Here is a 26,550-nt window from a genome sequence, read left to right on the forward strand (position 1 = left end):
GGCCCCGGCCGCGGTGGCCACCATGGACGCCATGACGACGACAGCGGCGACCACCGTCACCCCGGTGGTCGGGTTCGACCAGGTGAGCAAGACGTACGGGACCGTACGGGTACCGGGTCGCCGACGTCCTCGCCCGCGCGGGCATCACCCAGATCGCCGACCGCAAGGTCGACAAGCTCTCCGGCGGCCAGGTCCTGGGGGTGCCCCCAGGCCCTCAAGGCACTGGGGGAGCGTCCGCTTCGCCCTCGCCACCGCCGGCGCCAGCGACCTGATCGTGCTCGACGAGCCCACCACCGGCATGGACGTCTCCGCCCGCCAGGCGTTCTGGGCCACCGTGCGGGAGCAGGCCGACCAGGGGCGTACGGTCCTGTTCGCCACGCACTGCCTCGAAGAGGCCGACGCGATCGCGGACCGTGTGCTCGTGCTGCACCGCGGGCGGCTCCTCGCCGACGGCACCGCGGCCGAGATCAAGGCGAAGGCCGGCGCCCGCCGGGTCGCCTTCGACCTCCAGGGCCCGATCGACGAGGCCGCCCTGCGCGCGCTGCCCTTCCTGAACGCCGTCGACGCCTTGGGCCCGGGCGGCTACGCGGATCGCGTCCGCGGTCCGTTCCAGGCGGGCAGGTTCCCTGCACCGACTGAGCGAGGGCACGGCCAGAGGCTGCGGGGAGGCCCTGGCCCATCACTCCGGTGGAACAGGGGCCCCGCACGCCGGCGCCGCACCACGCGCCCAGCTCGCATCGGCGACGTGGCTGCCCACGCACGCCTACGCCCCCTGGGACAGGCGATCGAACAGAGCCGGGCCCCGCACGCCGCGGACCTCGCCGTCCTCGCCGTCCTCGCCGTCCTCGTCGTCCTCGTCGTCCTCGTCGTCTCCTTCGTGGTGTTCGCGGGTGGAGCGGCCTGGCTGTACCGGAAGGACACGCTGAAGGCGTGAGCGCCATGACGGAAGACCTGTGGACGGAAGAGGCCCGGACGGAGCGCCTGATGCGCATGGGGCAGTCGCCCCGCAACGCGCGCGAGGTCCTGCGCAAGTCGCTGTGGGTCGGCGTCTGGACCGTGTTCCTCAGCTCGCCCGTTCAGGACCTGGCCTCCGGCCGCCACACCACCGGCGGCACCGTGGCGGGCTGGCTGGGCCTGGCGGCCTTCGTCGGCGGCTATCTGACGCTGGTCTTCCGGAACCTGGGCCGTCCGTTCTCCCGGCGGTTCGTCGTCGGCGTCGTCGGCGTCATCGGCGTCATCGGCGTCATCGTCGTCCTCGCCGTGCTCGCCGTCGCGCTGTGCCTCACGCTCGGCCCGCACTGGCTCGGCCTGTTCGTGTACGTCTCCGTCGCCTGCGGGGCGACCCTGCCGCTGCGGGCGGCGTACTGGGCGATCCCGGCGACGGCCACCGTGATGCTGCTCGTCGGGCTGCACACCGGCGAGAAGGACGCGCGGAACCTGGTCCTGCTGGTGCTGCTCATCGGCTACGCCATGACCGGTGTCGGTCAACTGGTCCGCACCACGACCGAGTTGCGCAGGGCCCGTGCCACCGTCGCCCAGCTCGCCGCCAACGAGGAACGGCTGCGGCTCGCCCGTGACCTGCACGACCTGCTCGGCCACTCCCTCTCCCTGATCACGCTGAAGAGCGAGCTGGCGGGCCGGATGCTCCCCGGCCACCCGGAAAAGGCGGCCCAGCAGGTCGCCGACATCGAGAAGGTCAGCCGCCAGGCCCTGGTCGACGTCCGCGAGGCCGTGACCGGCTACCGGCGGCCCCGCCTGTCCGCGGAACTCGCGGGCGCCCAGGTCGCGTTGACGGCGGCCGGAGTCATCGCCCGGCTGCCCGCCGAGCCGGACCTCGCCGGGGTCCCCGAGGAGAGCGAGTCGGTGCTGGCCTGGGCGCTGCGCGAGGCGGTCACCAATGTCGTGCGGCACAGCGGGGCCCGGCGCTGCGCGGTGGAGCTGGTGTCCCGCCAGACCCTCGACGGCCCGATGCTGGAGCTGGTGGTGGAGGACGACGGCTCGGGCGGTCCGGGCGGCGGTCCGGGCAACGGGCTGACGGGACTGAGGGAGCGCCTGGAGAAGGCCGGCGGGACGCTGGAGGCGGGAGGTGCGAAGAGGGGGTTCAGGCTCGCCGCGCGGGTGCCGGTGACGGCCGGGACGGCCGTGCCCGGGAACGCCGTAGGATCCGGGGGATGAGCCGCACGATCAAGGTCCTGCTCGCCGAGGACCAGTCGATGGTCCGGGAGGCGCTGGCCGCGCTGCTCGGCCTGGAGGAGGACATCGAGGTCGTCGCCCAGGCCGCCCGCGGGGACGAGGTGCTGGCGGCCGCGCGCGCCCACGAGGTGGACGTGGCGCTGCTCGACATCGAGATGCCCGGCGCCACCGGCATCGAGGTGACCGCCGAGCTGCAACGGGAGCTGCCGGAGCTCAAGGTGGTCGTCCTCACCACGTTCGGGCGCCCCGGCCATCTTCGCTCCGCGATGGAGGCGGGCGCCGCCGCCTTCCTGGTGAAGGACGCGCCCGCGGCCCAACTCGCCGCGGCGGTGCGGAAGGTGCTCGCCGGGGAACGCGTCATCGATCCCACGCTGGCGGCGGCCGCCCTGGCCGACGGCGCCAACCCGCTGACCGACCGCGAACGCGAGGTACTGCGCGCGGCGGCCGACGGCTCGACCAACGCGGAACTGGCCGCGGCCCTGCACCTGTCCCAGGGCACGGTCCGCAACTACCTCTCCACGGCGATCCAGAAACTGGCCGTCCGCAACAGGGCGGAGGCGGTCCGCATCGCCCGGGAGAAGGGCTGGCTTTGACGCCCTCTCCTGCCCGAGGGCAGGAGATTCCGGTCCGTACCGCTCCGCGGTACCACCTCGGGTTCCTGTTTCACGGGCCACTGCCGTCCGGTGAGGGGCGGTCCTACACGGCCTCCGCAGGCCTGACTTCCCGCCCGTCCGGCGGTAGGTCCGTCAACTCCGTTGTCGGACCACGCGATCCTAGCCGTGCTTCCGCGGCCCTTCGGGCCGCTACGGGCAGGACGCCCTAGGACTCCACCTTGGAGGGTGGAGCGCCGGGCAAGTGTTCGGTAGCGGTCGACAGCACCCCCTGCCCGCCCCGGACCCGGCACCCGCCCCCGGTGCCCGCTCAGTTGAGCCGCGCCCGGGCCGCCCGCGCCTGCCCCCGCACCCGTTCGGCGGCCGTCTCGTCCACGGCCGACACCAGCTCGGCGTACGCGTCGAGCTCCGCAGCCCCTCGCAGGAAGTCGCCGCGCTGGACGAGGAGCTGGGCGTGCTCGTGGCGCAGCCGCGCCGGATGCGACGGCAGCAGCAGCGACAACTCGACGGCCCACAGGGCCACATCCGACCGTTCGGGCCGGGCGGCGGCCCATGCGCGGATGTTGTTGAGGATCCGCAGCACGACGTCGAGCGGATCGGCGGGCGTGAGCATCGACGGGTCGAGCGGCGCGCCCGTGGCCCCCGCGACCAGCAGCTCGGCGTCGCTTCCCGTCAGCACCCGGCCGCCGTCGAAGGGGTCGGCCAGCACCTGGTCCTCCGCCGGCCCGAACCCGACGACGAAGTGCCCGGGCAGGGCGACCCCGTACACCGGCGCTCCCGCCCGCCGCGCTACTTCCATCCACACCACCGACAGCAGGATCGGCAGCCCGCGGCGCCGCCGCAGCACCTCGTGCAGCAGCGAGGACTCCAGGCGCTGGTAGTCCGCGGCCGAGCCGTGGAAGCCGCAGCGCCCGCCGAGGACGTCCGCGAGCGCGGCGGCCCAGGCCCGCGGCCCGCCCGGCGCGAACGGCAGCAGCCCGGCCAGCCGGTCCAGCTCGATCTGCGCGGCGTCCATCCCGGCCTCGTCCAGCGTCCCGTCCGCCGCCGCGCCCACGAGCAGGCACAGGGTCACGAGATCGGGCCGTTCGGAGCGCGCCTCGTCGCCGAACCGCCGCCGCACCTCGTCGGCCCGCTCCGGCTCCGGGGGATGGGGAGGACGCATGGCAGTCCCGGCACCTCTCACGCCGCCGGCGCCGGGCCGGCGGCCGCCGCGCCACCCGCGTCCGGTCCGCGGGGGCTGTCCGGCTCCCTGTAGTGGTGATACGCGTGATGTGCCCGGAAGCCCAGCTTCGTGTACAGCACCCGCGCACCCTCATTGTCCGTCTCCACCTGGAGCCAGGCAGCCGAGGCGCCCTCCTGAAGGGCCTGCCGGGCCAGCGCCGCCATCACGGCCGAGGCCAGCCCCTGGCGGCGCCGGGCGGGGTCCACCTCGACCGCCGCGAAACCGGCCCACCGCCCGTCCACCACACACCGGCCGATCGCCGCCGGAGGGGCACCCGGCGCGCCCGGCACCGTCGCGAACCACACCGAGGGCCCGCCGCTCAGCACCTTCAGGGCCACCTCGCTCATGCCCCCCCGCCGGTAACGGGCGAGCCATGCCGCCTCGGCCGTGCGTGAGAGCACGACACCGGGGGCGTCACGGTCGGCCACCGGCGCCAGTGGCCCGGTCCACAGCTCGGCGGTCACCTCCCGCGTCCACCCGCGTGCCGCCAGCTGGGCGCACAGCGACTCCTGCGTGCCCTCGGCCCCGGTCGCCGTCTGCACGTACGCGGGCAGGCCCCGGGCCGCGTACCAGCGCCGTACGACCGCCAGAGCCTCGTCCAGCGGCAGTCCGGGGTCGCCGAGCGGCAGCACCGAGTTGGCCCGGCGGGTGAACCCCGAGGCGGCGCGCAGCTCCCACGCGCCGAGCCGGTCCCGCTCCACCGGCTGCCAGGCCCGGCCGGTGATCCGCACCAGCTCCCCGTACGAGGCGGCAGGACCCCGCCGGCGGACGGGTGCCGCGGGAACCACCTTGGCCGCGACCAGCGAGGACTCCTCGATGCGGACGCTCTCCCCGTCCCGCCGTGTGATCAGCAGCACACCGCCGTCCCATGATGTGAGAAGTCCGACCGTGTCGGTGAACTTCTCACTCTCGGCGGCATGTTCGTCCCACCGTCGTACAGACACGCGTTTGCCCACGTCAGCAGCCGTGATACGGACCTCGAACCGTCCGCCCCCAGAGATTTCCACGGGTCGGTTCACCCCTCCTGTTCGGATCATGCCCAGGAACGGAGATACTAGGTGCGGGCATCGACGACGCCGCGCTCCCGCGCGCCAGGCGGCGGAGCCTGAGGAGGCCCGCCAGCGCCCTACCGAGGAGGAACGACAGCGTGACCTACGTCATCGCAGAGCCTTGTGTCGACGTCAAGGACAAGGCGTGCATCGAGGAGTGCCCGGTCGACTGCATCTACGAGGGCCAGCGGTCCTTGTACATCCACCCGGACGAATGCGTCGACTGCGGAGCCTGTGAGCCGGTCTGCCCGGTCGAGGCGATCTTCTACGAGGATGACACTCCCGAGGAGTGGAAGGACTACTACAAGGCGAACGTCGAGTTCTTCGACGAGCTCGGCTCGCCCGGCGGTGCCAGCAAGCTGGGGCTGATCGAGCGCGACCACCCCTTCATCGCGGCGCTGCCCCCGATGAACCAGTAAGCGGCCGCACAATATGTGCCGTCTCGGTCCCGTACGGTGCTCGCGCCGCACGGGACCGAGGCGTTTGGCGCCCGTACGTCCCGCCGGGCGCCCGTCGTACCAGAAAGTGAGCCCGATCTCCGTGTCCGCACTCACCGACCGCCTTCCTGATTTCCCCTGGGACAGGCTGGAGCCGTACAAGAAGACGGCCGCCGCGCACCCGGGCGGGATCGTCGACCTGTCCGTCGGCACCCCGGTCGACCCGGTCCCCGAGCTGATCCGGAAAGCACTCGTGGCGGCGGCGGACTCCCCGGGCTACCCGACCGTCTGGGGCACGCCCGAGCTGCGGGACGCGATCACGGGCTGGGCGGAGCGCCGCCTAGGTGCCCGGGACGTGACCCACCGGCACGTGCTGCCGGTCGTCGGCTCCAAGGAGCTCGTCGCCTGGCTGCCGACCCAGCTGGGCCTCGGCCCCGGCGACCGGGTCGCGTATCCGCGCCTGGCCTACCCGACCTACGAGGTCGGCGCGCGGCTGGCGCGCGCGGACCACGAGGCCTACGACGATCCGACGCGGCTCGACCCGCGGAACCTGAGGCTGCTGTGGCTCAACTCCCCGTCGAACCCCACGGGCAGGGTGCTCGGCAGGCAGGAGCTGACCCGGATCGTGTCCTGGGCGCGGGAGCACGGCGTGCTGGTCTTCTCCGACGAGTGCTACATCGAGCTGGGCTGGGAGAGCGACCCCGTCTCGGTGCTGCACCCGGAGGTCTGCGGCGGCTCGTACGAGGGCATCGTCGCGGTCCACTCCCTGTCCAAGCGGTCGAACCTGGCGGGCTACCGGGCGGCGTTCCTCGTGGGCGACCCCGCGGTCCTGGGCCCGCTCCTGGAGATCCGCAAGCACGGCGGCATGATGACGCCCGCGCCGACGCAGGCGGCGGCGGTGGCCGCGCTGGGCGACGACATGCACGTCCACGAGCAGCGTGAGCGCTACGCGGCCCGCCGTTCGGCGCTGCGCGACGCCCTCGTGCGGCACGGTTTCCGCATCGAGCACAGCGAGGCGAGCCTGTATCTGTGGGCGACCCGCGACGAGTCCTGCTGGGAGACGGTGTCCCACCTCGCCGGTCTGGGCATCCTGGTCGCCCCCGGTGACTTCTACGGCCCGGCGGGCGAGAGGTTCGTCCGGGTGGCGCTGACGGCGACCGACGAACGCGTCGCGGCGGCGGTGGAACGGCTGTAGGACATGGCGCGGCGGGGTCCGGGGACGCCCCCGGGCCCCGCCGCGGCAGGAACCCCCCCGGAGCTCAGCCGCCCAGCGGCAGCCCCTGGAGAGGCAGCTGCTGCGTCGGCAGCCCGCCGCCCGTCGCCGTCGTCGCGGCGTCACCGAGCAGACCGCCGGTCTGCCCCGCCGCCTGCCCGGCCACCTTCTGCGCGACCGGCGCGGCCGTCCTGACGACCTTGGCGCCGGTCCTGTTCGCGGCGGGCATCGCCTGCTTGACCGCCTTGCCGCCGGCCTTGACCGCCGTGTCGCCGGCGTCACTCGCGATCCCGGTGACCTTCTGGGCCGCGCCGTCGACCTGGTGGGTGGCGCCGTCGACGGTGGTGCCGACCTGCGCGCCGTCCAGGGCGGTCAGCCCGCCGAGGTCCGGGGCGGCCGGCAGACCGGCCGTCGCCGCACTGGCGGAGCCGGCCGCACCGACCACGGGCGCCGCTCCCGCTGCGATCAGCAGCGCGGCACGGGCGATCCGACGGGTCAGGGGGAGGGACATGATGCTCCTTAGACGGAAGAGAACGATGAAGTGTCCGACTCCGCCCGGGAGTTCGGCCGCCGCTCGGTGAGCGGCGGCCGCTCGCGGCCGACTGGCGGTCGGCCGGTTCGGCTGTTGATCGTTCCGGGCTCGGACGCAGTGACTACCGCTCGAAGCCCGCGAAGGTTGCGGTGGCCCCGTGTAAAGAGTTGGTAATGCGTCGCATTATCGGCTGGGGAGGAAATCGGGCAAACGCCATCGGCGCGGAAAGACTGCCGAATCCTTACAGCTCCGTGTTTTCAAGGGATTCCACGGATGCCGCCGTGGCCGCGGGACAGGCGGCACGCCCCCTCGGCGAGGCGCGCCGCGTATTACCCGGACGAGTGAGGGCCCGTACTGCTGCCCGGCCTATTCCCCGGTGACGATCCGGACCTCGGCGGCCGGCGCCTTCGCGTCGGATCCACCGGTCGCGCGCCACTCGTGGGCATACCCTCCGCGCGACCACTCGCGGCCCTCGAAGGACACCCGCGCGATGTGCAGCGCCGAGGCGTTGGCCACGGCCCAGTGCGCCAGCTCCCAGCCGCGCCGGCGGGTGCTGTCCGAGGCGGTGGAGGACCGGGGCAGCGGGATGGTCACCGCGCCCGGGGCGGTTCCCGCCGTGGCCGTGGGGGACGGCGGCGACTGCCGGGCGCCCACCTCCGCGCCGGCCGTCTGCAGCACATCCCGCCCGAAGTCCCGTACGAGCGCGGCCCGCACCGCGTCCGGACCGCCGGTGCCGTCGCGCGCGGGGCGCCCCACACAGGTCAGGGTGGCCGGCGCCCGGCCGGTGAGCGCGGCGGCCAGCAGCCTGGCATCCGGCTCGTGCTTCGCGTACGCCTCCGGGTAGCCGCTGCGCTGCACGCGCTGGGCGGCGACGGTCAGCGGCAGGCTCCGGTAGCCGGGCACCTTGGCCAGGTGCTTGTAGAACACCCCCGCCGCGTACGTCGGGTCCATGATCTGTTTCCTGCTGCCCCAGCCCTGCGAGGGGCGCTGCTGGAACAGGCCGAGCGAGTCCCGGTCGCCGTGCTCGATGTTGCGCAGGCCCGACTCCTGCAGCGCGGTCGCGAGCGCGATGGTCACCGCGCGCTCCGGCATGCCGCGGGTGGTGCCGACGGCGGAGATCGTCGCCGCGTTGACCGCCTGCTCCGGCGTGAACTCGTACGACGCCCCGTCGCCCGTGCCCGACACGACCGTGCACTTCGGCGCGCCCGTGCCGGTGAGGTACTGGACGGCGAGATAGCCCGCGACGGCGAGCAGGACCACGACGGCCGCCCCGAAACGGAGAAAGCGGCTGCGCCGGACGGGAGAAGGCGACGGCTCTGGCACGCGTACAAGGTACTGGAGGGGTACCGACCAGTTGCCCGGGGCTGTGGACAACCGGTGTGGCGGGCCGGCCGGTCCGGCGCGTTAGGGTCGACGCCATGGCCGATACCCCGCTTGACCTCACCCTGGACGCCGCGCGGCTCACCGCGCAGCTCGTCGACTTCCCCTCCGAGAGCGGCGGCGAGAAGCCCCTCGCGGACGCGATCGAGACCGCGCTGCGCGCCCTGCCGCATCTGACGGTCGAGCGGTACGGCAACAACGTGGTGGCACGGACGCACCTGGGCCGCGCCGAGCGCGTGATCCTGGCCGGCCACATCGACACGGTCCCCATCGCGGACAACGTCCCGTCGCGGCTGGACGAGAACGGCGTCCTGTGGGGCTGCGGCACCTGCGACATGAAGTCCGGCGTCGCGGTCCAGTTGCGCATCGCGGCGACGGTGCCCGAACCCAACCGCGACCTCACGTTCGTCTTCTACGACAACGAAGAGGTCGACGCCCACCTCAACGGCCTGGGGCATGTGGCCGAGGCCCACCCCGAGTGGCTGGAGGGCGATTTCGCGGTGCTGCTGGAGCCCTCCGACGGCCAGGTCGAGGGCGGCTGCCAGGGCACGCTGCGGGTCCTGCTGAAGACCCGGGGCGAGCGGGCCCATTCGGCCCGCGGCTGGATGGGCGCCAACGCGATCCACGCCGCCGCCCCGATCCTGGCCCGCCTGGCCGCCTACCAGCCGCGGTACCCCGTGATCGACGGCCTGGAGTACCGGGAGGGGCTCAACGCGGTCGGCATCTCGGGAGGCGTGGCCGGCAACGTGATCCCCGACGAGTGCGTGGTCACCGTGAACTTCCGGTACGCCCCGGACCGCGGTGAGGAGGAGGCCGTCGCGCACGTCCGCGAGGTGTTCGCGGACTGCGGGGTGGAGGAGTTCGTCGTGGTCGACCACAGCGGGGCCGCCCTGCCCGGCCTCACGCACCCGGCCGCGGCGGCGTTCACCGAGGCGGTCGGCGGCACCCCACAGCCCAAGTACGGCTGGACGGACGTGTCCCGCTTCAGCGCGCTCGGCGTGCCCGCGGTCAACTACGGCCCCGGCAACCCCCACTTGGCGCACCGGCGCGACGAGCGCGTGGAGACGGCGAAGATCCTCGCCGGGGAGGAGCGGCTGCGGGCCTGGCTGACGTCCTGACCCGCCGTCCCCGGGACGGTATGGCGCTTCATGGCGGACATGCACAGGTCCCCCCTCCGTAACCCGCGTGGATCTACGCTGGGGTGGAACGACCCCCGAAGGGAGGGAGCGCCATGGCCACCGGCACACCGGAGGGCGGGAAGGTGCCACCGGAGGAGCAGCGGCTCGGTCCCGAGCTGCGCAGACGGGCCCAGGTGAAGACGAGCACCACGGACCAGCGGCTGCTGGACGCGGTCGGCCCCTCGGACTGGGTCCACACCGATCCGTGGCGCGTCCTGCGCATCCAGTCGGAGTTCATCGAGGGTTTCGGCACGCTGGCCGAACTCCCGCCCGCCATCAGTGTGTTCGGCTCGGCGCGTACGCCGGTCGACTCGACCGAGTACGAGGCGGGGGTGCGGCTCGGGCGCGGCCTGGCGGAGGCGGGCTGGGCGGTGATCACGGGCGGCGGCCCGGGCTCGATGGAGGCGGCGAACAAGGGCGCGTGCGAGGCGAAGGGGACCTCGGTCGGCCTCGGTATCGAGCTGCCCTTCGAGCAGGGCCTGAACCCCTACGTGGACATCGGCCTGAACTTCCGGTACTTCTTCGTCCGGAAGATGATGTTCGTGAAGTACGCGCAGGGCTTCGTGGTCATGCCCGGGGGCGTCGGCACCCTGGACGAGTTCTTCGAGGCACTGACCCTGGTCCAGACCCAGAAGGTGACGCGCTTCCCGATCGTCCTGTACGACTCCTCGTACTGGGGCGGCCTGGTCGACTGGCTCAAGAACACCCTGGTGGCGCAGGGCAAGGCCGCCGAGAAGGACCTGCTCCTGTTCCATGTGACGGACGACGTGGACGAGGCGGTGGCCCTGGTCTCCAAGGAAGCGGGCCGCGGGGCACCGGACTGAGCCCCGGGGCGCCACGCCGCCCGCCGGGGCGAGTAACCGCCCGCGCCCCCGTTCCACCGCCCGCCTTCTAGGCCAGCCCCCGTCGGGCCACCGCCGGCGGGCGGTGTCCGGCGATCGACGCCACCATGTCCAGCACCTGCCGTGTCTCCGCCACCTCGTGCACCCGGTACACCCGCGCCCCCAGCCACGCCGACACCGCCGTCGTCGCCAGGGTTCCCAGCACCCGCTCCTTCACCGGCTTGTCCAGCGTCTCGCCCACGAAGTCCTTGTTGGACAGCGACACCAGCACCGGCCACCCGGTGGCGACCATCTCGTCCAGCCGCCGGGTCGCCTCCAGGCTGTGGCGCGTGTTCTTCCCGAAGTCGTGGCCCGGATCGATCAGCACCGACTCGCGCGGCACCCCCAGGGACACCGCCCGCTCGGCCAGTCCCAGCGTGACCTCCAGGATGTCGGCCATGACGTCGTCGTACGCCACCCGGTGCGGACGTGTCCGCGGCTGCGCGCCCCCCGCGTGCGTGCACACCAGCCCCGCCCCGTGGCGCGCCGCGACCTCCGCGAGCCGTGGATCGACCCCGCCCCAGGCGTCGTTGAGCAGGTCCGCACCCGCTTCGCACACCGCCTCGCCCACCTCGTGCCGCCAGGTGTCCACGCTGATCACCACATCGGGGAAGCGGCGCCGCACCTCGGCGACGAAACCGACCGTGCGCCGCGCCTCCTCCTCGGCCGTCACCTCGTCGCCCGGACCGGCCTTGACCCCGCCGACGTCGATGATCGCGGCGCCCTCCGCCACGGCCTGCTCCACGCGCGCGAGGGCGGGCTCGTCGCGGAACGTGGCCCCCTGGTCGTAGAAGGAGTCCGGGGTCCGGTTCACGATCGCCATGATCACCGGCTCGTGCGCGCCGAATTCCCGCCTGCCCAGCCTGAGCATCCGCTGTGACCTCTCCCCGCGTCCGTTGCATCGCCGCCTGCGACCTTAGTTGTCAGCGTCCCATGGCACGATCGGACCCTGACACATTCGACATGGCACTTCCGCGTCGGCGCCCAGCGCGCCGGCACCGAGCGTGGGGACCTCAGTGATGTTCATGTTCTTGTTCCTGGTCGTCGCGCTCGCCGTCGTGGTGGCCGCGGTGACACTGGCCGTGGTGGGCGGCGGCGAGAGCGCTCCCCTGCCGGAGGCGGCACCGGAGCGGTTCGACGACCCGCTCCCGCCGGACCGCCCGGTCGGCCGGGCGGACGTGGAGAACCTGCGCTTCCCCCTCGTCCTGCGCGGCTACCGCATGGCGGACGTGGACGACGCCCTGGGCCGCCTCGGCGCCGAGATCGCCGAGCGGGACGCCCGCATCGCGGACCTGGAGGCCGCACTCGCCGGCGTGCACGCGGCGGGAGCCCGCAGGGACGAGCGGAACCGGGGGGAGCGGCAGTGAGCGGCCCGGCCCTGGCCGGACCCGACGGCGTGCTGCGCTGTGCCTGGGCCGTGTCGAGCCAGGACTACATGGCCTACCACGACGAGGAGTGGGGCCGCCCGGTCCACGGTGACGACGCGCTCTACGAGCGGCTGTCGCTGGAGGCGTTCCAGTCGGGCCTGTCGTGGATCACGATCCTGCGCCGCCGTGAGGGCTTCCGCGCGGCCTTCGCCGGCTTCCGGATCGCCGAGGTGGCCGCCTTCACGGAAGCCGACCGGGAACGCCTGCTGGCCGATCCGGGCATCATCCGCAATCGTGCCAAGATCGAGGCGACGCTCGCCAACGCGCGCGTGCTGGCCGGCTGGGCGCCGGGGGAGCTGGACGAGCTGATCTGGTCCCACGCCCCCGACCGGGCTTCCCGTCCCGTCCCCAGGACCCTCGCGGACGTCCCCGCGGTGACCGCCGAGTCGACGGCGCTGTCGAAGGCGCTCAAGAAGCGCGGCCTGCGGTTCGTCGGCCCGACGACGGCCTACGCGCTGATGCAGGCATGCGGACTGGTCGACGACCATGTGGAGACATGCGCCTCCAGGAGCGCCCCTTCCGGCGGCTGAACAGGCACGACGCGCGGGGCGGCCGGGCCGGGCGGCCGGCGCACGGGGCACAGCACCCGCGGCCCCGGTGCGCCCGCCCGGCGGCGGCTCATCGGCCCCGGTACTTGGGCCTCTCCTTGTCGACGAACGCCTGCACCGCGATCGCGTGGTCCTCGGAGGCCCCCGCCCGCGCCTGCAGTTCGTCCTCCTTCTCCAGGGTCTCCTCCAAGGAGTGCGTGAGGCCGTACGCCACCGCCTCCTTGATCGCCGCGTACGCCACCGTCGGGCCCTCGGCGAGTGCCCGCGCGACCTTCCCGGCCTCGGTCCGCAGCTCGGCCGCGGGAACGACCCGGTTGGCGATCCCGAGCTCGTACGCCTCCTGCGCGCTGATGCTGCGCGGGAAGAGCAGCAGGTCAGCGGCCCGGCCAGGCCCCACGACGCGCGGCAGCGTCCATGAGACGCCCGAGTCCGCGGTCAGCGCGACCCCCGCGAACGACGTGTTGAAGGACGCGGTGTCCGCCACGATCCGGTAGTCCGCGGCCAGCGCGAACCCGAACCCGGCCCCGGCAGCGACCCCGTTCACCGCGGCCACCACCGGCTTGGCGGCACCCGCCAGCGCCCGCACGATCGGGTTGTAGTGGTCGCGCACGGTGCTCATGGTCTGGCCGGAGCCCGTCTCCCGGTCGGCGGCCAGCAGCCCGATGTGCTCCTTGAGGTCCTGGCCCACGCAGAACGCCCGCTCTCCGGCCGCGGTCAGCAGGATCGCCCGCACTCCCTCGTCGTCCGCGGCGGACCGCAGCGCGTCCCGGAGGGCGACCTTGGTCGCGATGCTCAGCGCGTTCATCGCCTCGGGACGGTTCAGCGTGATCGTCGCGAGTCCGTCGCTCACCTCGTAGAGCACGGTGTCGGCCATGGTTGGTCCCCTCCGGTGTCGCGGCTCCGGCGTACCGGTCGGTACGCCCTGCGTCCGAAGACAGCATGGCGGAGATCACCGGTCATGGAACGGACCCGACGTGTGACCTGCGTCAAAGAATTTCCGTCCGTATCCGGCCCGGGGGACGTCGGTGCAGGGGCGAAGTATCACAGGCACATCGCCGAATTGAGTGGTTTTGCTCGCGCGTGTTGCCCAAGCGATGCCGACCGATGTTGGTCATCGGGTCCTGAGATGCGGGATAATGGCTTGGAAGCAATGTGTTCGATGCCGGTGTTCGCGCGTCCCCCGATGGACCGTGTGCCCCCTTGAGGGGGGTCGTCGGCAGACGATGAGCTGGTTTCAGGAAGGGGAACGAGCATGGCGGCCATGAAGCCGCGGACGGGCGACGGCCCGCTCGAGGTGACCAAGGAGGGGCGGGGCATCGTCATGCGCGTTCCGCTCGAAGGCGGCGGTCGGCTCGTCGTCGAGCTGACCCCTGACGAGGCCGACGCGCTCGGCGATGCCCTCAAGAAGGTCGTCGGCTGAGGCGCAACCGGACCCCATCTTTCGGCTGCCCCGGCATCGTAGACGGTGCCGGGGCGGTCTGCTGCCGGGGGCGGTCCGCGGACACCTCCCCTGCGTGCCGCGCGCTCAGCGCTTGACCGCGCACAGCAGTCCGTCGCCCACGGGCAGCAGCGAGGGCGCCAGATCCGGGCTCTCGCGGACCGTGCGCAGCAGCTCCCGCAGCCGCAGGACCTCCGTGGGCTGCGGTCCCGAGTCCACGGTGCGGCCGTGGGCGAAGACCCCCTCGAAGACGACGAGTCCGCCCGGACGCAGCAGGCGCAACGATTCAGCGAGGTAGTCCAGGACCTCGAGCCGGTCGCCGTCGCAGAAGACGAGGTCGTAGCCGGCGTCCGCGAGCCGGGGCAGCACGTCCAGGGCGCGGCCCGGAATGAACCGGGCGCGGTTGCTCGCGAAGCCGGCGGCGCGGAAGGCGTGGCGGGCGAACTGCTGGTGCTCCGGCTCCGGGTCCACGGTGGTCAGGACGCCGTCGGGCCGCATGCCGTGCAGCAGATGGATCCCGGAGACGCCGCACCCGGTACCGATCTCCGCCACCGCCTTCGCGTCCACGGTGGCGGCGAGCAACCGCAGGGCCGCGCCCGCGCCGGGCGACACCGAGCGCAGCCCCGCCTCGCGGGCCCGGTCGCGGGCCCAGCGCAGCGCGTCGTCCTCGGCGACATAGGCGTCGGCGAACGCCCAGCTCGTCTGCCGGTTGCCGGTAATGACCCTCTCCTGTCCCCGTGATTGCCTCGGCGTGACTGTATCCGTTGGCGGCGGGAACCAGCAGATGGGACCAGGCGTTGAGAAGGGTGGGAAGAGCAGTGGGGGCACGACGGGGGACGGCGGATGGACCTGGACGGCGAGCAAGTGCTGACGCAGCCGCATCAGCGCACATCAAATTCTCGTAAAACCGCTTATCCGGAGCTAACGGGCGAGGTCGCTATGGTAGGTGCTCCACTGGACACCACCAGAGCCGACAGGGGAGGTGCGGCTGCGCCTGTGGATCGGGGAGGAGTGCTGCGGCGCTTCCTCAGGCCGTCGGGTGAGCCGAAATCCGTGACCGACATCGCTGACACGCACCACGCTGCTGAGACCGCGCAGACCGCGACCTTCGCCACCGACGCGGACTCGCAGGCGTGGACTCCGCCCACCTGGGAGGAGATCGTCAGCACGCACAGCGGCCGGGTCTACCGGCTGGCGTACCGCCTGACCGGAAACCAGCACGACGCCGAGGACCTGACCCAGGAGGTCTTCGTCCGGGTCTTCCGCTCCCTGTCGACGTACACGCCCGGCACCTTCGAGGGCTGGCTGCACCGCATCACCACGAACCTCTTCCTCGACATGGTCCGGCGCAAGCAGCGCATCCGCTTCGACGCGCTCGGCGAGGACGCGGCCGAGCGGCTGGCGAGCCGCGAGCCCACCCCGCAGCAGGTCTTCAACGACGCGCACTTCGACGCCGACGTCCAGCAGGCCCTGGACACGCTCGCGCCCGAGTTCCGCGCGGCCGTCGTCCTGTGTGACATCGAGGGGCTGTCGTACGAGGAGATCGCCGCGACCCTGGGCGTCAAGCTCGGCACGGTGCGCTCCCGGATCCACCGCGGCCGCTCGCAGCTGCGCAAGGCCCTGGCGCACCGCTCGCCCGAGGCCCGCGCCGAGCGCCGCTCCTTCCTGCCCCGGGTGCCCGCGCTGGGGGGAGGGGGCGCGACCGCGTGAGTGGATCCCGTCGCCCCACACCGGCCGAGCAGCATCTGGGAGACCGACTCTCCGCCCTGGTGGACGGAGAGCTCGGCCATGAGACGCGCGAGCGCGTGCTGGCCCACCTGGCCACCTGCGCGAAGTGCAAGGCAGAGGCCGACGCGCAGCGCCGGCTGAAGAACGTCTTCGCGGAGGCGGCCCCACCGCCGCCCTCCGAGAGTTTCCTGGCCCGCCTCCAGGGCCTGCCCGCGGGAGGTGACCTCGACGGCGGCGGCACGCCGCTCGGCGGGGGAGGGCTCGGCAGAAGGTTCACGCCGGCCGCCGGGCTGCCCTCGCGCCCCGATGTCTTCGGGGTGAGCGGCGAGTCCTTCCGCTATGTCCCGTCGGGACCGCACGCCGCGGCGCTGTCGGCCGCCGAGGACCGGGCCCTGGCCGGAGAGCGCGGTTTCCGTATCCATCCCGTCGGCCGTCAGGACGAGCGGCCCTCCTCGCGGGGCCTGCGGTTCGCGTTCGCCGCCGCGGGCGCAGTGTCGCTGGCCGCGATCGCGCTCGGCGGTGTGTCGACGGGCGTGACGACCGACGCGGGCGTGGAGGCGCGCGGCGGCTCGGGCGCGGGAAGCAATGTGACCCCGATGCGCTCGCCGGGGACGGGCGGCGCCACGGCACCCGACACCCTGCGCCGGCGTACCGCGGGACCCTTCCTGGGACAGCGCACCCTCGGCCAGACGCCCGTCGCGTCCACGGCGTCCTCGGCCCCCCTGCTGCCTGTCGCCCCGGCCCCGGCCCCCGGTCTGCGGGACTCCCCGGAGATGCGTGCCCTGACCACCCCCGTGGTGGCCGGAGCCGCCGCCATGTCCCCGCTCATACGTCCGCTCGCCGAGACGGCACCGCTCACGCTGACCTCCTGGACGGCCACCCCGCAGCTCAGGGCCCCGGGACTGCTGGTCGCGCCGTTGCCTACCGCGTCCGCCGACCCGCGCCCCACGCCCACCCCGCACACCGCCCGCTGAACCGGTCTGCGCGGCGGCCCGGGAACCTGATTGAATCCATGGAGACCGCGCTCGTACGTGCGTTCCGGGTGCGGAACCGAGAAGTCAGCGGCGACCACCGGCGCCGCCGTGCCGCGGGCCGGGTGTTGGGGAGAGCATGAACGAGGGGAAGCCGGTCCCTGCGGACCCTGCGCGGGAAGCCGGGACGGGCTCGCACGAGGGGTCCGCCGGCGAGGGCGGGCCGGACCGTGCCACGGGCGCGCCGGTGCGCGGTCAGGCCAACGCCGAGGGCGACTTCGAGCTGGAGCGTCCGGCTCCGGCCCCGGTGAACCCCGGGAGCGGGGCCGCGGCGGGTGCGGCGGTGGCCGGTGCCGATGGCGCGGACGGCGGCGAGCAGGAAGGTTCCGCCGGGGATGACGGGGGTGTCCCCCGGCAGCCGGGCGCGGACGCGTACTCCACGCCCCCCGACCGTCCCCGGTCCCTCCACGACCCCGACCCCTACGGCACGCCGCCCTACGGCCAGCCGGGCCCCTGGGCCCCCGCGCCCCCCGTCCAGCACCCGGCGGCGACCCCCGCCCGCGGAACGGCGGTTCCCCCGGCCCCGGTGCCGTCCGGCACGCCGGACGCATCGGCCCCGGGCATGCCCCCGCCCGGCGCGGCGGTCCCTGCCGCCGTGCCGCCCCCCGACACGACGCCCCCGCCGCTCACGGCCGCCGTGCCGCCCCCCGTCGCGGCGACCACCCCGACCGCCCCGACCGTCCCCGCCTCCGCACACCCGGCCGCGTCCCCCTGGCAGAACTACGACCCCTGGGCGGCCCAGGCCCCCTTCCAGCAGAACGGCGCCCCGGTCGCCGACCGGGAGCAGCGCCGCAGGCGGGCCCGGAAGACGCTCGTACTCGGCGCCGTACTGATCGCGCTGGTGGCCGGCGGCGTCGGCGGCGCCGTCGGGGCCGCCCTGGAGCGCAACGGCGGAGTCGGTGAGGTCCGGCTGCCGCAGGCCGGCGAGGAGCCCAAGGGGCGCGCCCCGGACAGTGTGGCCGGGATCGCCGCCCGCGCCCTGCCCAGTGTGGTGACCCTGCACGTCAAGGGCACCGACACCGCGGGCACCGGTACCGGGTTCGTCCTCGACGAGCGGGGACACATCCTCACCAACAACCACGTCGTGGAGCCCGCCGCGGACGGCGGCCGGATATCCGTGACGTTCAACGGCGGTGAGAGCGCCAAGGCCACCGTCGTCGGCCGGGACAGCGGCTACGACCTGGCCGTGGTCAAGGTCAGCGGCGTCAGCGGCCTGCGGCCCATGCCTCTCGGCAACTCCGACAACGTCCAGGTCGGTGACCCCGTCGTCGCCATCGGGGCCCCCTTCGACCTGGCCGGCACCGTCACCTCCGGGATCATCAGCGCCAAGGAGCGGCCCATCACGGCCGGCGGGGAGAAGGGCGACGGAAGCGACGTGTCGTACGTCGACGCCCTGCAGACCGACGCCCCCATCAACCCGGGCAACTCCGGCGGCCCCCTCCTGGACGCCGAGGGCCGGGTCGTCGGCATCAACTCCGCCATCCGCTCCGCCGACAGCGCGTCGGACCAGAGCGGTCAGGCGGGATCGATCGGGCTCGGCTTCGCCATACCGGTCAACCAGGCCAAGCGGGTCGCCGAGGAGCTGATCAACACCGGCAGGGCCACTCACCCGGTGATCGGTGTCACTCTCGACATGGACTACTCGGGCGACGGCGCCCGCGTCGGCGCGAAGGGCACGGACGGCAGCCCCGCGGTCAACCCGGGCGGCCCCGGCGACAAGGCCGGCATCAAGCCCGGGGACGTCATCACGGAGGTCGACGGGGTGCGCGTCCACTCCGGAGAGGAGCTCATCGTCAGGACGCGGGCCCACCGCCCCGGCGACCGTCTGGAGCTGTCCGTCGCCCGCGACGGCCGGAACCGGACGATCACGCTCGTGCTCGGCTCCGCCGGCGGCGACTGACACGAACCCTGCGGGCGGGTGTCCGCGACCCGCCCGCCATGGCAAACAACCCGGAAAACCCGCCGTACACCCGCGGCCGGGATGCCGGTGCGGTACCGGTCCGGCGGGAACGCCGGGTACCGTGGATCCGGCCCGGACCACGGACGACCCGCACAGACCACCGAGGGCCGAGGACCGAGGACATCGCAAGGAGCTTCAGGTGTTCAATGACATAGGACCGCTCGAGCTGGTGACGCTCGTTGTCCTCGCCGTGCTCGTCTTCGGTCCGGACAAGCTCCCGAAGATGATCCAGGACGTCACGCGCACGATTCGCAAGATCCGCGAGTTCTCGGAGAGCGCCAAGCGGGACATCCGCGACGAACTGGGTCCGGAGTTCAAGGACTTCGAGTTCGAGGACCTCAACCCCAAGACGTTCATCCGCAAGCAGCTGGACAACGAGGACCTGGGGATAAAGGAGATCCGCAACGGCTTCGACCTGAAGAAGGAGATGGCCGAGGTCACGGACGCCGTGCACGGCCGCGAGTCCGAAGCGCCGTCGGCCTCGTCCTCCCAGGCGTCCGCCTCCGGTTCCGTCGACATGACGAAGAAGCCCGAGAAGACCGACGCGTACGAGCACCCGCCCTTCGACGCGGACGCCACCTGAGCCGTACGCGGACATGCGCGCGGTGGCCGTATTGCGACGGCCGGAGGGCCGTACGCGCCGGGCGTTTTCCTGCAGCTCCTAACGCTGTGGTTATGCTGCCGAGTTGTTGCGCGGACCGTTTGGGGAGCGAGGACGCCCGTGGGGGGCGGGCCGCTCGGGTCCGACGAGAGCGAGGAGGCGTCCGGGCACATGGAGACGACGAGTCGGGTGGGCGCACAGGCGCCGGCCGCGGAGGGCGAACGGCAGTTCCCCTTCGCCCGGCGCACGGTCGACGGCTACCTCCAGGCGTCCTTCCCGTGGTACGGCCTCGACGAGGCGTTCACGGGACCGCGCTGGCTGATGCAGGTGGGAACCTCGGGTGACGGTGCCGTGGAGCACGGTTCGGTCGGGCACGGCGACGAGCCCTCCGTGCGCAACGAGGCCACCGAGGACAAGGAGCGGTTCGCGGTCGTGGTGACGGTCGCGGCCAACCCCGTGCGGCGCAGCCCGGACGGCACGGGCCTGCTGGAGGCCACGTCGGTCTCCTCCGCGGCCTGGCTGGCGGGCGTGGGACTGCTGGCCTTCACCTGGCCCGGCCAGCTGGACCACAGCCTGCGGGACGACTGGCTGGACCAGCAGACCGAGACGGCGTGGGTCCTCGCGGACGACCTGGCCGGCCCGGCCTGGTCCACCCTCTCGCTGCCCGTGGACGGCGTTCCGACGCCCTTCCACTACCGCGAGTCCGAGTTCGGCTGGGTGCTCGCCGGCTCCACACAGGCGGGCGTGCACGTGGGGGCGTACGGCAGGGGCATGAGCGCCTACGGGCTCGGCTTCGCCGCGATCAAGGACATCGCCGCCTACGCTTAGGCGGTCCGCGCACAGCCGGAGGGGGCACCGCCGCACGGCGGTGCCCCCTCGTCGCAGGACATCGGTTCGCGCCCCCTGCGGGGCCCTAGAACTTGTTCTTCGGCGTGATCCCCAGGGACATGCCCGACAGGCCCCGCTGCCGCCCTCCCAGCTTGCCCGCGATCGCGCGCAGGGCGGAGCCGGCCGGGGACTGCGGGTCCGTGAGGACCACGGGCCTGCCCTCGTCGCCGCCCTCGCGCAGCCGGACGTCGATGGGGATGGAGCCGAGCACCGGGACCGTCGCACCCGTCGTCCGGGTCAGACCGTCCGCCACCAGCTGGCCGCCGCCCGTGCCGAAGACGTCGACCATCTCGCCGCAGTGCGGGCACGGCAGCCCCGACATGTTCTCGACCACGCCCACGATCTTCTGGTGGGTCTGGACGGCGATGGCCCCGGCCCGCTCCGCGACCTCCGCGGCCGCCTGCTGCGGCGTGGTCACCACCAGGATCTCCGCGTTCGGGATCAGCTGCGCGACCGAGATCGCGATGTCGCCGGTGCCGGGCGGCAGGTCGAGCAGCAGCACGTCCAGGTCGCCCCAGAACACATCGGCGAGGAACTGCTGGAGCGCGCGGTGCAGCATCGGGCCGCGCCAGACGACCGGCGCGTTGCCCGGGGTGAACATGCCGATCGAGATGACCTTCACACCGTTGGCGGACGGCGGCATGATCATGTTCTCGACCTGGGTCGGGCGGCCGTCCACACCCAGCATGCGCGGGACGCTGTGGCCGTAGATGTCGGCGTCCACGACGCCGACCTTCAGCCCGTCGGCCGCCATCGCCGCCGCCAGGTTCACCGTGACGGAGGACTTGCCCACGCCGCCCTTGCCGGAGGCCACCGCGTACACACGGGTGAGGGAGCCCGGCTTGGCGAACGGGACCTCGCGCTCGGCCTGGCCGCCGCGCAGCGCGGTCGCCAGCTCGCGGCGCTGCTCGTCGCTCATCACGTCGAGCGCGACGTCGACGCGGGTGACGCCCTCCACGCGGGAGACCGCCTCCGTGACGCGCTGCGTGATCGTCTCGCGCATGGGACAGCCCGAGACCGTCAGGTACACGGTGACCGCGACCGCTCCGTCCGCGCCGATCTCCACCGATTTGACCATCCCCAGTTCGGTGATGGGTCGCTGGATCTCGGGGTCGTTCACCGTCGCCAGTGCCTCGCGCACCGCGTCTTCCGTAGCCATAAGGACGATGGTACGGCGACCGGCGGGCCCCCCGGTAAGCCCCTCAGCGGTCTTCTGCGTCACGTCCCCGCGCCCGTTCCGCCGGGAACACGACATGTCCGTCACCGCGCCGCCGCTCCTCCAGGTCCTTCACGAAGTCCTGGAGCTCGGAGCGGATCCAGTCACGGGTCGCCACCTCGCCCAGGCCGGTGCGCAGCGCCGCGATCTCCCGGGTGAGGTACTCGGTGTCCGCGATCGACCGCTCGTTCTGCTTGCGGTCCTGTTCGAGGTTGACCCGGTCGCGGTCGGCCTGCCGGTTCTGGGCGAGCAGGATCAGCGGGGCCGCGTAGGAGGCCTGCAGGGACAGCATCAGCGTCAGGAAGATGAACGGATACGGGTCGAAGCGCAGGTGCTGCGGGGCGGCGATGTTCCACATCACCCACATCACGATGACGACCGTCATCCAGACGATGAACCGCCCGGTCCCCAGGAACCGCGCGATCCGCTCCGACAGACGGCCGAACGCCTCCGGGTCCCACTCGGGCAGCAGGCGGGTGCGGCGCGGCTGCGGCTGGTCGAGCCGGGGGCGATGGGGGTCCCGTCCGGCCCTGGCGAAGCCGGGAGCCCGGGCGCCGGCGGCGGTCGCGCCCGACGGGATCCTGTCGCGCTCATGCGCCATCGGAGGCCCCCTCCTCATCGAGCTCGAACTCCGTCTGGCGCCAGTCGTCGGGCAGCATGTGGTCGAGGACGTCGTCCACGGTCACCGCGCCGAGCAGGGAGCCGGACTCGTCGACGACCGGCGCGGCCACCATGTCGTACGTCGCGAAGAACCCGGCCACCACGGGCAGTGGCGCCTCCGGGGTCAGGGGCTGCAGATCGTCGTCGAGGATCGAGCTGACGAGCGTGTAGGGCGGGTCGCGCAGCAGCCGCTGGAAGTGCACGGTACCCAGGTACTTACCGGTCGGCGTCTCGTCCGGCGGGCGGCAGACGTACACCTGGGCGGCGAGCGCCGGGGACAGGTCGCGGTTGCGGACCCGGGCGAGCGCGTCGGCGACGGTCGCGTCGGGCCGCAGCACGATCGGCTCGGTGGTCATCAGACCGCCCGCCGTCTTCTCCTCGTACGCCATCAGGCGGCGCATGTCGGCCGCGTCGGAGGGCTGCATGAGGCTGAGCAGCCGTTCCTTCTCGTCCTCCGGCAGCTCGCCGAGCAGGTCGGCGGCGTCGTCCGGATCCATCGCCTCCAGGACGTCCGCGGCGCGCTCCTCCTGGAGCTTGCCGAGGATCTCGATCTGGTCGTCCTCGGGCAGCTGTTCGAGGACATCGGCGAGCCGGTCGTCGTCGAGGGCGGCCGCGACCTCGGCGCGGCGCTTGGAGGAGAGGTGGTGCAGCACATTGGCGAGGTCGGCGGGGCGGAGCTGCTCGAAGGTGGCCAGCAGGCTCTCGGCGCCCTGCCCGTGCTCCTCCAGGGAGAACCCGGTGACGGCGGACCATTCGACGGTGAGCGTCTCGCCCGCCCGTCTGCCGCCGCCCTTCCAGGGGAGCGCCGCGCGTCCTTTGTCCATGCTGCGCCGGAAGGCGCCGCCCTTCCCCTTGCGTACGAAGACCCGGTCGACCTCCCAGTCCCGGCGGGCCGGCAACTGCTGCACGGAGAGATCGAGGACCGTCACCTCCTCGCCGGTCTCGACGAGCCGGACGCGCTTGTCGAACAGTTCCCCGAAGACGAGCCGTTCGGTGGGCCGCTGCTCGAAGCGGCGGACGTTCATCACGCCGGTGGTGATGACCTGGCCGGACTCGACGCCGGTCACGCGGGTCATGGGCAGGAAGATGCGGCGGCGGGTGGTGAGTTCGACGACCAGGCCGAGCAGCCGCGGGGGGCGCCGTCCGACGCGCAGCATGACGACCAGGTCCCGCACGCGTCCCACGGGGTCGCCGTTGGGGTCGAAGACGGCGACGCCGGACAGGTGCGAGACGAAGATGCGAGGGGCGCTTGCCGCCATGCCCGCGCCTCCTGTTCCAGCCGTTTTGTCCGCTCGCGTGGGCTTCAGGCTAGCCCGTCCCGGTGCGGTATGCCCTGGCGAGTGGTGCGGACGGACCGGCTCCGGAAGGGCCCGCGGGCACCGGTACGCTGCCGTACGCCATGAGGACACCCGCACGAGAGGCAGCCCCACCCGTGACTGCAATTCCCCAGGGCCGTACCCGCCGCGCCGCGTTGATGAGGGCGATGTGCGCACTGGTCGCGACGGGTGCGGTCCTGACGGGGTGCAGTAGCGGCGATCCCGACGCCGGGACGAACGGCGTGGGCAAGCTGCCGGCCGAGAAGATCCAGAGCCGGACGCGCGCGGCGGCGAAGTCGGCGCCGACGGTACGGCTGTCCGGGACCGTGGTCAGCAACGGCAGCACCTACACGCTGGACATGCGGCTGAAGGGCGACGGCGGCACCGGGTCGGTCACCTCAAAGAACGGGGCGTTCCGGCTGCTGCGGGTGGGCGATCACCTGTTCCTGAAGGCCGACGCGGCCTTCTGGAACCAGGAGGGCGGTGCGGGGGAGGGCGGGGGCTCGACGGCCGCCGCGAACAAGCTGGACGGCATGTATGTGAAGGTGCCGACGCAGGATCCGGCCTACCAGCGCTTCAGCGGCTTCACCGACAAGGACGTGCTGCTGGACGGGCTCCTCACGCTGCACGGCACGCTGGCGACGGCCGGCCACCACGAGCAGGACGGCGTTCGCACCATCCGCATCACCGGCGACAAGGGCTCCGGCGGCACGCTGGACGTCTCCCTGGAGGGAACCCCCTATCCGCTGCGGCTGGTCCGCGCCGGCAACGCCGGAACGCTCCGCCTGTCGGACTGGGGCAAGGACTTCACCCTCCGGGAGCCACCGGAGAACGAGACGCTCGACTACGGGAAGCAACTGCCGTCGTCGTGAGCGCGCGGGACCCCGCCGGCCGCGGGCCGGGGTCCGCCGGCCGACATCGGCGGCCGGACTTCCGGGGCCGACGCCGAGCGGGCCCGGCGAAGTGCGGTGCGGTGGCTCTCCACCACGTTCGAGCAGGGGCCCCACCGCACCCGCAGTTGATGCACCGGACTTCCCGGAGCGCTCAGCGGCGTTTGCGCAGCAGGAGCCGGGGCAGGGCCGCGGGGACCGGACGGCGGGTCGTCGCCGGGGTCGGTGGCGGCGGGGCCGCGAGCGAACCCTCCGGCAGCGGCACCGTCGTGCCCCGCGGCTCCAGGCGCAGGACCCGGCACTCCCGGCGCCACCGCTCCGGCATCTCCTCCCCGTCGCGGGCGTTCAGCCGTTTGCCCTTCAGCTCGGCCACCGCACCCTCCCACTCGGGGGAGCCGGGTGCGAGTTCCACCACCGTCGCCGGCCAGGCCACGATCCGGCCGCCCTTGTCCTTGCTGCGGACGGTGACGACCGCGGCCCCGCCGTCGACCAGGCCGGGCAGCGGCTGCTCACCGGGACCGTCGCCCACCACGCACGCCGCGCCCTCGTGCCACACATGCCACAGCGCCCGCGCCACCCGGGGGCCCGTGGCGGACGAGGGCGCGCCCTGGACCCAGATCAGCCCGGACTTCTTGGTGGCCTCCTCGACGAGGGCCCGGTCGAGCAGCTCGCTTGTCATGCGCCCAGCCTAGTGGGGCCCCTCATAGCCAGCCGTTGCGCTTCAGCGTGCGGTGGATGCCCAGACAGATGGCCACCGTGATGGTCATGATCACCGGGTAGCCGTACTTCCAGTGCAGCTCGGGCATGTACGCGAAGTTCATCCCGTACACCCCGCACACCATCGTGGGCACGGCGATGATCGCCGCCCACGCCGTGATCTTGCGCATGTCCTCGTTCTGCGCGACGGACGCCTGCGCCAGATTGGCCTGGAGGATCGAGTTCAGAAGCTCGTCGAAGCCCGCCACCTGCTCGTGGACCCGGGCGACATGGTCGGCGACATCGCGGAAGTACTTCTGGATGTCGGGGTCGATCAGCCGCATCGGGCGCTCGCTCAGCAACTGCATCGGCCGCAGCAGCGGCGCCACCGCCCGCTTGAACTCCAGCACCTCGCGCTTGAGCTGGTAGATGCGGCTGGCGTCGGTGCCCCGGGGCGTGCCCTTGCGGCCCGGTGAGAAGACCTCCGTCTCCACCTCGTCGATGTCGTCCTGCACCGCGTCCGCCACCGCGATGTACCCGTCCACGACATGGTCGGCGATCGCGTGCAGCACGGCCGAGGGGCCCTTGGTGAGCAGCTCGGGGTCGTCCTGCAGCCGGTGCCGCAGCGCCCGCAGCGAGCCCTGTCCGCCGTGCCGGACGGTGATGAAGAAGTGCCGTCCGGTGAAGCACATGACCTCACCGGTCTCGACGACCTCGCTGTTGGCGTTCAGCCGGTCCTGCTCGACGTAGTGGATGGTCTTGAAGACCGTGAAGAGGGAGTCGTCGTACCGCTCCAGCTTCGGGCGCTGGTGCGCCTGCACCGCGTCCTCGACCGCGAGCGGGTGCAGCCCGAACTCACTGGCGATACCGGCGAATTCGGCCTCGGTCGGCTCGTGCAGCCCGATCCACACGAAGCCTCCGTCGCGCCGCACCAGCCGCATGGCCTCGTGCGGGGACAGCGGCTTCTGCGTCTCGACGCGGACGCCGTCGCGGTAGACGGCGCAGTCGACGACGGCGGACGCCGCCGCGGGGTCGCGCGTGGTGTCGTACGTGACGCCGTCCTTGCGCAGGGAGGGGCGGGAGGGACGGACCGCGGCGCGCAGGTCACGAATCATGGACATGGCGGGCTCCTTCGCAGCGAGCAGCGAAAGGCGCCGGGGACGGTTGGAACTGCCCGGAATGGGGACGTCCTGACAAGGCGTCTCCTCCCCCTTCTGGGAAGGATGTTTGGCACGTCCACAAAGCGGGGAGCACCGCACCGTCGCGGTGGCGGACTTTGCTGCTGATTCAGATCAGACAGATCAGGCAAGGCGAAACGAAGTGCTCTTCCGCGACGCACCGGGGTATCCGGGGCGGGTCCGGAGGGATCCGCGGGGAATCACGGCGCGAGTGTTGAGAGGCGGCAGCCAGCCAGAGCCAGAGCAGCTACATCAGCGGCCGGAAGAGCGGGTGGTA

At 72.8% G+C, this 26,550-nt stretch carries 27 protein-coding genes and 1 pseudogene; 16 read left to right on the plus strand and 12 right to left on the minus strand.

Features of this window, described 5'->3' with window-relative positions:
* Window positions 1-101 precede the first annotated feature (101 nt).
* From ACZ79I_RS26335 to ACZ79I_RS26345, 3 genes and pseudogenes are all read left to right on the plus strand, one after another.
* Window positions 102-574 (plus strand): annotated as a pseudogene (locus tag ACZ79I_RS26335) (ATP-binding cassette domain-containing protein); the annotation flags it as partial.
* 365 nt (window positions 575-939) lie between these two features.
* Window positions 940-2,175: a sensor histidine kinase gene (locus tag ACZ79I_RS26340; protein ID WP_471505223.1), complete on the plus strand. Its 1,236-nt coding sequence runs from the start codon at window positions 940-942 to the stop codon at window positions 2,173-2,175.
* Window positions 2,172-2,786 carry a response regulator transcription factor gene (locus tag ACZ79I_RS26345; RefSeq protein ID WP_471500020.1) on the plus strand — a complete coding sequence of 205 codons (615 nt, stop codon included), beginning with the start codon at window positions 2,172-2,174 and terminating at the stop codon, window positions 2,784-2,786. The genes ACZ79I_RS26340 and ACZ79I_RS26345 overlap by 4 nt, the downstream gene beginning before the upstream one ends.
* Window positions 2,787-3,114: 328 nt before the next feature.
* Here ACZ79I_RS26345 and ACZ79I_RS26350 read toward each other — a convergent pair whose 3' ends face one another.
* Together ACZ79I_RS26350 and ACZ79I_RS26355 are read right to left on the minus strand one after the other, a co-directional pair.
* Window positions 3,115-3,966 carry a transglutaminase-like and tetratricopeptide repeat-containing protein gene (locus ACZ79I_RS26350; protein ID WP_471500022.1) on the minus strand — a complete coding sequence of 284 codons (852 nt, stop codon included), beginning with the start codon at window positions 3,964-3,966 and terminating at the stop codon, window positions 3,115-3,117.
* Window positions 3,967-3,983: 17 nt separating this feature from the next.
* Complete coding sequence (locus tag ACZ79I_RS26355) at window positions 3,984-5,033, minus strand: GNAT family N-acetyltransferase (RefSeq protein ID WP_471500024.1); 1,050 nt, start codon at window positions 5,031-5,033, stop codon at window positions 3,984-3,986.
* Window positions 5,034-5,173: 140 nt separating this feature from the next.
* Here ACZ79I_RS26355 and fdxA point away from each other — a divergent pair, with 140 nt between their 5' ends.
* Window positions 5,174-5,494, plus strand: a complete 321-nt coding sequence (fdxA, locus tag ACZ79I_RS26360) for a ferredoxin (protein ID WP_043443616.1) — start codon at window positions 5,174-5,176, stop codon at window positions 5,492-5,494.
* Window positions 5,495-5,615: 121 nt separating this feature from the next.
* Window positions 5,616-6,707, plus strand: a complete 1,092-nt coding sequence (locus tag ACZ79I_RS26365; RefSeq protein ID WP_471500026.1) for a bifunctional succinyldiaminopimelate transaminase/glutamate-prephenate aminotransferase — start codon at window positions 5,616-5,618, stop codon at window positions 6,705-6,707.
* Window positions 6,708-6,771: 64 nt separating this feature from the next.
* On the opposite strand, the gene ACZ79I_RS26370 is transcribed toward ACZ79I_RS26365, so the two are convergent.
* Both ACZ79I_RS26370 and ACZ79I_RS26375 read right to left on the minus strand, forming a co-directional pair.
* On the minus strand, window positions 6,772-7,236 hold the full coding sequence (locus tag ACZ79I_RS26370; RefSeq protein WP_471500028.1) for an ATP-binding protein: 465 nt from the start codon (window positions 7,234-7,236) through the stop codon (window positions 6,772-6,774).
* A 387-nt stretch (window positions 7,237-7,623) separates the two neighbouring features.
* Window positions 7,624-8,580, minus strand: coding sequence for a heavy metal transporter (locus tag ACZ79I_RS26375; RefSeq protein ID WP_471500030.1), 957 nt, complete (start codon window positions 8,578-8,580; stop codon window positions 7,624-7,626).
* 95 nt (window positions 8,581-8,675) lie between these two features.
* Between ACZ79I_RS26375 and dapE the strand changes: the two genes are divergently transcribed.
* Together dapE and ACZ79I_RS26385 are read left to right on the plus strand one after the other, a co-directional pair.
* A complete protein-coding gene (gene dapE, locus ACZ79I_RS26380) occupies window positions 8,676-9,755 on the plus strand; it encodes a succinyl-diaminopimelate desuccinylase (protein ID WP_471500032.1) in 1,080 nt (359 codons plus the stop codon).
* A 113-nt stretch (window positions 9,756-9,868) separates the two neighbouring features.
* On the plus strand, window positions 9,869-10,639 hold the full coding sequence (locus ACZ79I_RS26385) for an LOG family protein (RefSeq protein WP_471500034.1): 771 nt from the start codon (window positions 9,869-9,871) through the stop codon (window positions 10,637-10,639).
* Between the two features lie 67 nt (window positions 10,640-10,706).
* Here the strand turns inward: ACZ79I_RS26385 and folP are convergent, their stop codons facing one another.
* Entirely contained in the window at window positions 10,707-11,567 is an 861-nt protein-coding gene (folP, locus tag ACZ79I_RS26390) for a dihydropteroate synthase (RefSeq protein WP_471500036.1), read from the minus strand.
* Window positions 11,568-11,715: 148 nt separating this feature from the next.
* On the opposite strand from folP, the gene ACZ79I_RS26395 reads away from it, so the two are divergent.
* Together ACZ79I_RS26395 and ACZ79I_RS26400 are read left to right on the plus strand one after the other, a co-directional pair.
* Window positions 11,716-12,063 carry a DivIVA domain-containing protein gene (locus ACZ79I_RS26395; protein WP_471500038.1) on the plus strand — a complete coding sequence of 116 codons (348 nt, stop codon included), beginning with the start codon at window positions 11,716-11,718 and terminating at the stop codon, window positions 12,061-12,063.
* On the plus strand, window positions 12,060-12,653 hold the full coding sequence (locus ACZ79I_RS26400; RefSeq protein WP_471500040.1) for a DNA-3-methyladenine glycosylase I: 594 nt from the start codon (window positions 12,060-12,062) through the stop codon (window positions 12,651-12,653). The genes ACZ79I_RS26395 and ACZ79I_RS26400 overlap by 4 nt, the downstream gene beginning before the upstream one ends.
* Before the next feature lie 88 nt (window positions 12,654-12,741).
* Here the strand turns inward: ACZ79I_RS26400 and chcB are convergent, their stop codons facing one another.
* Entirely contained in the window at window positions 12,742-13,545 is an 804-nt protein-coding gene (chcB, locus tag ACZ79I_RS26405; RefSeq protein ID WP_471500042.1) for a 2-cyclohexenylcarbonyl CoA isomerase, read from the minus strand.
* A 378-nt stretch (window positions 13,546-13,923) separates the two neighbouring features.
* Here chcB and ACZ79I_RS26410 point away from each other — a divergent pair, with 378 nt between their 5' ends.
* Window positions 13,924-14,091, plus strand: a complete 168-nt coding sequence (locus ACZ79I_RS26410) for a DUF3117 domain-containing protein (RefSeq protein WP_003966491.1) — start codon at window positions 13,924-13,926, stop codon at window positions 14,089-14,091.
* A 105-nt stretch (window positions 14,092-14,196) separates the two neighbouring features.
* Here ACZ79I_RS26410 and ACZ79I_RS26415 read toward each other — a convergent pair whose 3' ends face one another.
* A complete protein-coding gene (locus ACZ79I_RS26415; RefSeq protein ID WP_471500044.1) occupies window positions 14,197-14,991 on the minus strand; it encodes an O-methyltransferase in 795 nt (264 codons plus the stop codon).
* A gap of 129 nt (window positions 14,992-15,120) precedes the next feature.
* Between ACZ79I_RS26415 and sigE the strand changes: the two genes are divergently transcribed.
* The 5 genes from sigE to ACZ79I_RS26440 all read left to right on the plus strand — a co-directional run bounded on the left by sigE (window position 15,121) and on the right by ACZ79I_RS26440 (window position 20,257).
* Window positions 15,121-15,819, plus strand: coding sequence for an RNA polymerase sigma factor SigE (sigE, locus tag ACZ79I_RS26420; protein ID WP_381091534.1), 699 nt, complete (start codon window positions 15,121-15,123; stop codon window positions 15,817-15,819).
* Window positions 15,816-16,811, plus strand: a complete 996-nt coding sequence (locus tag ACZ79I_RS26425) for an anti-sigma factor family protein (RefSeq protein ID WP_471500046.1) — start codon at window positions 15,816-15,818, stop codon at window positions 16,809-16,811. The genes sigE and ACZ79I_RS26425 overlap by 4 nt, the downstream gene beginning before the upstream one ends.
* A gap of 136 nt (window positions 16,812-16,947) precedes the next feature.
* Entirely contained in the window at window positions 16,948-18,768 is a 1,821-nt protein-coding gene (locus ACZ79I_RS26430) for a S1C family serine protease (protein ID WP_471500048.1), read from the plus strand.
* Window positions 18,769-18,967: 199 nt separating this feature from the next.
* Window positions 18,968-19,411 (plus strand): sec-independent translocase, encoded by a 444-nt coding sequence (locus ACZ79I_RS26435; protein ID WP_471500050.1) that lies wholly within the window; start codon window positions 18,968-18,970, stop codon window positions 19,409-19,411.
* 189 nt (window positions 19,412-19,600) lie between these two features.
* Entirely contained in the window at window positions 19,601-20,257 is a 657-nt protein-coding gene (locus tag ACZ79I_RS26440; RefSeq protein ID WP_471500052.1) for a hypothetical protein, read from the plus strand.
* A gap of 85 nt (window positions 20,258-20,342) precedes the next feature.
* Here the strand turns inward: ACZ79I_RS26440 and ACZ79I_RS26445 are convergent, their stop codons facing one another.
* The 3 genes from ACZ79I_RS26445 to ACZ79I_RS26455 are packed head-to-tail and all read right to left on the minus strand — an operon-like array spanning window position 20,343 to window position 23,452.
* Window positions 20,343-21,476, minus strand: a complete 1,134-nt coding sequence (locus ACZ79I_RS26445) for an Mrp/NBP35 family ATP-binding protein (RefSeq protein WP_471500054.1) — start codon at window positions 21,474-21,476, stop codon at window positions 20,343-20,345.
* 43 nt (window positions 21,477-21,519) lie between these two features.
* Window positions 21,520-22,134, minus strand: coding sequence for a DUF1003 domain-containing protein (locus tag ACZ79I_RS26450; RefSeq protein ID WP_471500056.1), 615 nt, complete (start codon window positions 22,132-22,134; stop codon window positions 21,520-21,522).
* Complete coding sequence (locus tag ACZ79I_RS26455; protein WP_471500058.1) at window positions 22,124-23,452, minus strand: magnesium transporter MgtE N-terminal domain-containing protein; 1,329 nt, start codon at window positions 23,450-23,452, stop codon at window positions 22,124-22,126. Before ACZ79I_RS26455 ends, ACZ79I_RS26450 begins: the two co-directional genes overlap by 11 nt.
* 173 nt (window positions 23,453-23,625) lie before the next feature.
* Between ACZ79I_RS26455 and ACZ79I_RS26460 the strand changes: the two genes are divergently transcribed.
* Window positions 23,626-24,381: a hypothetical protein gene (locus ACZ79I_RS26460; RefSeq protein ID WP_471500060.1), complete on the plus strand. Its 756-nt coding sequence runs from the start codon at window positions 23,626-23,628 to the stop codon at window positions 24,379-24,381.
* A gap of 172 nt (window positions 24,382-24,553) precedes the next feature.
* On the opposite strand, the gene ACZ79I_RS26465 is transcribed toward ACZ79I_RS26460, so the two are convergent.
* Together ACZ79I_RS26465 and ACZ79I_RS26470 are read right to left on the minus strand one after the other, a co-directional pair.
* Window positions 24,554-25,078 carry a hypothetical protein gene (locus tag ACZ79I_RS26465; protein ID WP_471500062.1) on the minus strand — a complete coding sequence of 175 codons (525 nt, stop codon included), beginning with the start codon at window positions 25,076-25,078 and terminating at the stop codon, window positions 24,554-24,556.
* A gap of 22 nt (window positions 25,079-25,100) precedes the next feature.
* Window positions 25,101-26,216, minus strand: a complete 1,116-nt coding sequence (locus tag ACZ79I_RS26470; RefSeq protein WP_471500064.1) for a magnesium and cobalt transport protein CorA — start codon at window positions 26,214-26,216, stop codon at window positions 25,101-25,103.
* Window positions 26,217-26,550: the final 334 nt, after the last annotated feature.

The organism is Streptomyces sp. PSU-S4-23, assembly GCF_055632315.1.